This is a genomic window from Candidatus Methylomirabilota bacterium (assembly GCA_035936835.1).
GTDB lineage: Bacteria > Methylomirabilota > Methylomirabilia > Rokubacteriales > CSP1-6 > AR37.
The window spans coordinates 1-6277 of record DASYVT010000192.1; the positions used below are offsets into that span (position 1 = coordinate 1).

At 68.4% G+C, this 6277-nt stretch carries 7 protein-coding genes and 1 pseudogene; 4 read left to right on the forward strand and 4 right to left on the reverse strand.

Annotation, left to right across the window (positions count from 1 at the left end):
- The 3 genes from VGV06_17230 to VGV06_17240 form a co-directional block, all read right to left on the reverse strand.
- Positions 1-819 (reverse strand): ABC transporter substrate-binding protein (locus VGV06_17230; GenBank protein ID HEV2056887.1); only part of this gene is annotated, 819 nt, incomplete at its 3' end.
- Positions 820-904: 85 nt separating this feature from the next.
- Entirely contained in the window at positions 905-1213 is a 309-nt protein-coding gene (locus VGV06_17235; GenBank protein HEV2056888.1) for a hypothetical protein, read from the reverse strand.
- On the reverse strand, positions 1200-1472 hold the full coding sequence (locus tag VGV06_17240) for a BrnT family toxin (GenBank protein ID HEV2056889.1): 273 nt from the start codon (positions 1470-1472) through the stop codon (positions 1200-1202). Before VGV06_17240 ends, VGV06_17235 begins: the two co-directional genes overlap by 14 nt.
- Before the next feature lie 199 nt (positions 1473-1671).
- On the opposite strand from VGV06_17240, the gene VGV06_17245 reads away from it, so the two are divergent.
- Positions 1672-2514, forward strand: coding sequence for a hypothetical protein (locus tag VGV06_17245; protein HEV2056890.1), 843 nt, complete (start codon positions 1672-1674; stop codon positions 2512-2514).
- Here the strand turns inward: VGV06_17245 and VGV06_17250 are convergent.
- Positions 2490-3050 (reverse strand): cytochrome c oxidase assembly protein, encoded by a 561-nt coding sequence (locus VGV06_17250; protein ID HEV2056891.1) that lies wholly within the window; start codon positions 3048-3050, stop codon positions 2490-2492. The two genes, VGV06_17245 and VGV06_17250, sit on opposite strands and share 25 nt — an antisense overlap.
- Between VGV06_17250 and VGV06_17255 the strand changes: the two are divergent.
- From VGV06_17255 to VGV06_17265, 3 genes and pseudogenes are all read left to right on the forward strand, one after another.
- Positions 2934-3277: pseudogene (locus VGV06_17255) on the forward strand (SDR family oxidoreductase). The gene VGV06_17250 and the pseudogene VGV06_17255 overlap by 117 nt on opposite strands.
- A gap of 159 nt (positions 3278-3436) precedes the next feature.
- Positions 3437-5434, forward strand: coding sequence for an amylo-alpha-1,6-glucosidase (locus tag VGV06_17260; protein HEV2056892.1), 1998 nt, complete (start codon positions 3437-3439; stop codon positions 5432-5434).
- A gap of 9 nt (positions 5435-5443) precedes the next feature.
- Complete coding sequence (locus tag VGV06_17265) at positions 5444-6166, forward strand: TIGR04282 family arsenosugar biosynthesis glycosyltransferase (GenBank protein HEV2056893.1); 723 nt, start codon at positions 5444-5446, stop codon at positions 6164-6166.
- Positions 6167-6277 lie beyond the last annotated feature (111 nt).

Genomic DNA, 6277 nt, shown 5'->3' on the forward strand with positions numbered 1-6277 from the left:
ATCAGCAACGTTCGGTCCATAGGACATAAGGCCCCCGGCATCGACATACTCCCGAAATGAGTACACCGTCGGCAGCCGGTTCTTTGCCGCCAGGTCCACGAGGCGTCTTCGCTCAAAGCTGAACATGGTGCTTCCCAACACAGTCAAAGCGCCTGCGCGCGCCCTGGTCATGTCCGCGAAGGCCCTGTCGATATCGGCGCGACCTCGCGCCTCAACGAATTGAAGCCGCACCCCCAGCGCCCGCGCCGCGACTTCTGCTCCCTTCAGCGTGTCCTTTTCCGTGCGTTCGCCAGCGGCGCCTGGCTGCCAGAGGACAGCGACCCGACTGATCCCCGGAACGGCCTGCTTGAGCAGTTCCAGACACTTGCCGACTAGCTCCGGGGCGAGGATGGACAACCCCGTGACATTGCCGCCCGGCCGCGCAAGGCTGGTGACGAGCCCGCTCCCAACCGGATCGGCAGCAACAGTGAAGACAATGGGGAGGGTTCTGGTCGCTCGCTTGGCGGCCAGGGCGCCGACTGTGCTTCCGGCCACGATGACATCAACCTTGAGCGCAATCAGTTCGGCCGCGAGAGCGGGGAGCCGCTCGAACTTCCCCCCGGCATCTCGGTATTCGATCACGAGGTTGCGGCCCTCGACGTAACCGAGGTCACCCAGTCCTTGACGGAAGGCCTCTGGCAGGTGGGGGCTAGCGGCCAGGTTGACCGCCAGGAAGCCTATTCGAGCGACCTTGGCCGCCTGCTGGGCCTCGGCCGCAACCGGGCTGAAGAGCCCAGCGAGCGCGAGGGTGATGCTGGAGGCGAGCCTCAGCCCTCTCATCTCGGCTCCGGGCCTTCGAACTTATTCCCGCGGCGCGTTCGGATTGGACCCACCTCCCTCTGGTCTCGTCCTCGAAGCCTAGCGGTCAACCGCGAGCCGCGCCAGCTCGCCTTGCCTTCTTCGCACGGGGTGTGGCGCGGCTCGTCGGCTGGAGTGCGCTGTTCGGCAGCCCTCCCTTTCCGCGGACCGCCCTCGTCGTGTTGAGAACCCCGCGAAGCGCTTCGTTGACAGCGTCGTCCGAAGGGAAAGCGGCTGCGACTTCGGGCTCTAGCAAGACCAAGTTGCTCCCCTTGCGCAGCCGTGCGACGTACTTGCCGCGGACGCCGCCCTTCATCGACGCAAAGTCGTACTCCGGTCGCAGATCGTCATCCTCGTGCCGATTAGCCTTGCTCATAGAATTCTCGCTCCTGCCTCGTCGCTCGACGGGCGCTGATGATGCGGATAGTATCGTTTCGCTCGGTGTGCGCCACAACCAGGATGTTGCCCCGCGTGGGCGCGCCGATTGTCAGGAAACGGGCGTCGTCCTCAGAGTGCACCTCGTCTGGAAACGTGGTCGAGAGTGGATCGGCCAGTACCGCAGCGGCCTCGTGAAAGCTGACACCGTGCCTCTTGAGGTTCGCCGCTGCCTTCGCCGGATCCCATTCGAACGGCACTCCAATAGTATACGGCCCGACGGGGATAGACGGTCAGTCTGCCGAACGCTCAGTATCTTGATACGCGAACTTGCAGGGCACGCCTTCGTTCCCTTCCCGTGATACACCGCAAGGCGCCGGTGGTGCGATCGGGCGTCATGGAGCCTCTATACTACTGCTGCTTGCGGTCGGCCTCGGCACCCGTTAGTCTCTCCCTACCATGGCCTTCGAGACTCTGACCAACGGTATGACGCTTCCCGAGTTCCACGTGAGCGCGCCGGCGCCGACCGAGCCTCACGAGAACAAGATCCACGAGGACGACCTGGCGCGGCAGTACGGCTTCAAGGGCGGGCTCGTGCCCGGCGTCACCGTGTACGCATGGATGACGCATCCAGTAGTCGAGGCGTTGGGGGTGGCATGGCTCGAGCGCGGGACCTTCGAGACTCGCTTCGCCAAGCCCATCTACTACGAGGAGCCCGCCGTGATCCGCGCCAAGGTCGCCGTGATGACCGCGGATTCGGTGACGATCGAAGTCGCGGCGCACAATTCAGTGGGCGAGGTGTGCGGGACGGCGACCATGATGCTTGACACGGGAGCGAAGCCGTCACCGCCCCTGGCCTCCGAATATGCGGTTGCGCCCGTGCCCGCCGAGAGGCCGCGGGTCACCCGCGCCCATCTCGAGAGCCTGAAGGTCCTCGGCACCCCTGAGCTCGACTTGACGGCCAAGGCTGCGGCCGACTACATCGCGCGCTTCGGCGAGACGCTGTCGGCCTATGCGGGAGCCGGGGCCCCGGCCCACCCGGGCATCCACGTGGATCTCTCCAACCGCGCCCTCGACAAGAACGTGCGGATGAGCCCGTGGATCCACGTGGAGAGCCGCGGCCGGCACTGGAGCGCGGCACGCGTCGGTGACCGGCTCGAGATGCGCGGGCGCGTGGAGAGGCTGTTCGAGAAGAAGGGCCACGAGTTCGTCGAGGCCGACCTCCTGTTGGTGGCGGACGGCTCGCGGCCCGTCGCATCGATCCGACACACCGCGATCTACCTGCTCCGCAAGACCGCCTGACCTCCTGCAGCCTCGACCGCATTCCGCTGGGCCTTCGGCGTGGCGACCCCCGTCACGACCAGCCACAGCACGGGTAGGAGGAAGGCGAGCGATCCCGGGACCCACATGATCGCTCCGGCGATCGACTGGTCCTCGAGCGCTCCGATACCCCACAGCCGCGGGACGGAGCCGTAGGCCGGATAGATCACGCGGTCGGAGAACGTGGGGATCGCAGCCAGCATGGCGTTCTGGAATTCGGCGAGCACGAGATACGGGATCATCGCCCAGCGCGGCCAGGGCGAGCGGGCGGGCCAGGCCAGGATGACCGGCCGCCAGAACAGGAGGGCCGTCGTGAAGAAGCACGCGTGCTCGACGTGATGCCAAAAGTCCGAGCGAAGCGCCAGGTCATAGAGCGCCGGGGCGTGCCACGCCCAGAAGGCGACGCCGGCGTCGAGACGCGAACGTCGATGCTCGACACCACGGAAGAGCAGTATGACAGGGTTCTCAGCATCAACCTGAAGAGCGCTTTCTTCGCCACGCAGATCGCCGCCAGGCAGATGATCAAGCAGGGGGGGCGGCGGTCGCGACCCCCATCAACACGTCCACCATGCAAGATCCGGCGCTGCTCAAGAAGCTGAACGCTGCGATTCCGCTCGGGCGCATGGCGCGCCCGGAGGAAATCGCCAGTGTCGTCGCGTTCCTCGCCGATGACGGGGCCAGCTACATGACGGCGACGACCGTCTTTCCCGACGGCGGGCTGATGCAGAGCAGTCCGGGCTTCTAGAGGCGTTTTTGGCTCGCGTGACGTCGTGATGTGGGCTAGACTGCCGCCATCACGATGCCCGAGCCAAGAGCCCGCGACGACGGAGGTGCGACTCGCATGAGCACACCCCGTCCCTTCGCCTGCCGGGCATGCGCCGGGAAGAAGTGCTGAGCGGCTGACGTGCTCACGTTTGGCCGCGATATCACGGGTGACTTTCCCCTCGCCGAGTCGCGCGAGTGGCTCTGCACCAACGGGATCGGCGGCTTCGCTTCCGGCACGGTCGCGGGCTCGCTCGCTCGCCGCTACCACGGCCTCCTCGTGGCCGCCCTCGCCCCGCCTCTCGGTCGCACCTTGCTGGCTGCCAAGCTCGAGGAGACTCTTACCTACGGCGGCGCCACCTGGGAGCTCGGCGCCAATCGCTGGCAGAGCGGCGCCGTGGCGCCCGATGGGCATCGATTCATCGAGCGCTTCTGCCTGGAGTCGGGCGTGCCGGCGTGGACGTATGCCTGCGCCGACGCGCTGCTCGAGAAGCGTGTGTGGATGGAGCACGGGGCCAACACGACGTACGTCCAGTACCGGTTGCTCCGCGGCTTCGCCCCGGCAGACCTCGCCATCAAGGCGCTCGTGAACTACCGCGACTACCACGCGACCACCCAAGCCGGCGGATGGCGGATGCAGGTGGAGGTTGCGTCAGGCGGCCTCGTCGTGACGGCCTTCGAGGGCGCCCGCCAGCTCCGCCTCATGGCCGAGGGCGCCCGCGCCGAGCCGTCCCAGGAGTGGTACCGCGGCTACGAGCTTCGGCGCGAAGCCGAGCGGGGCCTCGACCACTACGACGACCATCTCCACGCCGGCACCTTCCACGCGTCGGTCGCGCCGGGCGCCTCCATCACCGTCGTGCTGTCGGCCGAGAGCGAGCCCGCCCTCAACGGCGGGGCAGCCTGGCGGCGTCACGACCGCTACGCCACGGCGACGCTCGCGCGCTGGGAGAAGGCCGCTCCCGAAGCGCCGCGGGCGCCTGCCTGGGTGCCCCAACTGGTGTTGGCGGCGGACCAGTTTATCGTTCGCCGGCCTCTGCCGGATTCTCCGGAGGGGCTCTCGGTCATCGCGGGCTACCCCTGGTTCGAGGACTGGGGGCGCGACACCATGATCTCGCTGCCGGGGCTGGCCCTCTGCACCGGCCGACCCGAGGTGGCGAAGCGCGTGCTGGCGACCTTCGCGCGCTTCATCGACCACGGCATGCTGCCGAACCGCTTCCCGGACGGCGCCGCGGCGCCGGAGTACAACACCGCCGACGCCGCGCTCTGGTACATCGAAGCCATCCGCGCCTATCACGCCGCCACCGAGGATGACGCCTTCCTGGCCCAGCTCTACCCCGCGCTGACCGACATCATCGGCTGGTACCGGAAGGGGACGCGCTACGGCATAGGTCAGGACCAGGCCGACGGTCTCCTGCGCTCGGGCGAACCCGGCGTGCAGCTGACCTGGATGGACGCCAAGGTGGGCGACTGGGTGGTGACCCCGCGCACCGGTAAGCCCGTCGAGATCAACGCGCTGTGGCACAATGCCCTCCGCGCCATGGCCGTCTTCGCGCGCAGGCTCAAGCGCTCACCCGGCGAGTGGAAGGCGGAGGCCGCGCGGGTCGCGACGGGCTTCGACCGCTTCTGGAACGCGGCCGAAGGCTGCTGCTTCGATGTCCTCGACGGGCCGTCCGGGAACGACGCGGCTGTGAGACCGAATCAGATCTTCGCCGTCTCGCTGCCGTCGAGCCCTCTGGCGCCGGAGCGCCAGCGAAATGTCGTCGAGGTCTGCGCGAAGCGCCTGCTGACTTCCTTCGGGCTTCGCAGCCTCGATCCGCGGCACCCCGACTACAAGGGGCACTACCGGGGCGGGCCGCGAGAGCGTGACGGCGCCTATCACCAGGGCACGGCGTGGGGCTGGCTGCTCGGGCCCTTCGCGCTGGCTCACTTCAAGGTTTACAAAGACAGGAAGGCGGCGCTGGCGTTCCTCGAGCCGCTCGGACGGCATGTCGGCGCCTACGATGTCGGCAGCCTTGGCGAGGTCTTCGACGGCGAGCCGCCCTTTGCCCCGGGCGGCTGCCCGGCCCAGGCCTGGACTGTCGCCGAGACCCTCCGGGCATGGACCGAGCTTGTGGGCGGCGCGCGACGCCGGGCGAGGTAAGCTCGAGCGATGGGTACGCGCATCGCCATCTGCATCATGGCCAAGGCGCCCGAGCCGGGACGGGTCAAGACGCGTCTCTGCCCGCCGTTGTCCCCGGACGACGCCGCGGAGCTCTACCGCTGCTTCCTGCTGGACAAGATCGCCCAGGCGCGGGAGGTGGCGGGGGTGGAGCGCGTGCTCGCCTTCGTACCGGCGCAGGCGGCGGCCGTCTTCGAGGCGCTGGCTCCCGGCTTCACCCTGCTGGCTCAACGGGGCGCCGATCTCACCGCGCGGCTCGTGGCCGTCTGTGACGAGCTCTTCCGGAGCGGCTGTGATGCCGCCATCGTGATCGACAGCGATACGCCGACGCTGCCGACGGAGCGCCTCGAGCGCGCCGTGGCCGTCATGAGCGGTGGCGGGCACGACCTCGTGCTCGGGCCCAGCGAGGACGGCGGCTACTACCTGATAGGCCTGCGCCGGCCACACCCGGAGCTTTTCGAGGGCATGCGGTGGAGCACCGCGACAGTGCTGGAGGAGACCGAGCGTCGCGCCCGCGCTCTCGGCCTCAGCTCGACCAGGTTGTCCGCGTGGTACGACGTGGACACGGCGGCGGATCTCGCGCGGCTCCAGGCCGAGATCGCGGCCGGGCCGGACGGCCTACCACCGCGCCACACACGGCGCTTCCTCCTGGAACGTTCCGCTTGGCTGGAGCGGCTCGCGGGGCGAACCGCCGGGGCCGGCGGGCGCATCTAAGTGGCCAAGATCGCGGAGCAGCAGCGGCTGCTCGAGGCGGAAGCGCGCTCGGCCCACTGGCGGCGGTGGGGCCCGTATCTCTCCGAGCGCCAGTGGGGCACGGTCCTCGAG

What these genes read in the sequence shown, in the direction of transcription:
- VGV06_17265 (HEV2056893.1), top strand. Translation starts at nt 5,444, where the DNA reads ATGGGTACGCGCATCGCCATCTGCATCATGGCCAAGGCGCCCGAGCCG.
- VGV06_17245 (HEV2056890.1), top strand. Translation starts at nt 1,672, where the DNA reads ATGGCCTTCGAGACTCTGACCAACGGTATGACGCTTCCCGAGTTCCAC.
- VGV06_17235 (HEV2056888.1), bottom strand. Translation starts at nt 1,213, where the DNA reads ATGAGCAAGGCTAATCGGCACGAGGATGACGATCTGCGACCGGAGTAC.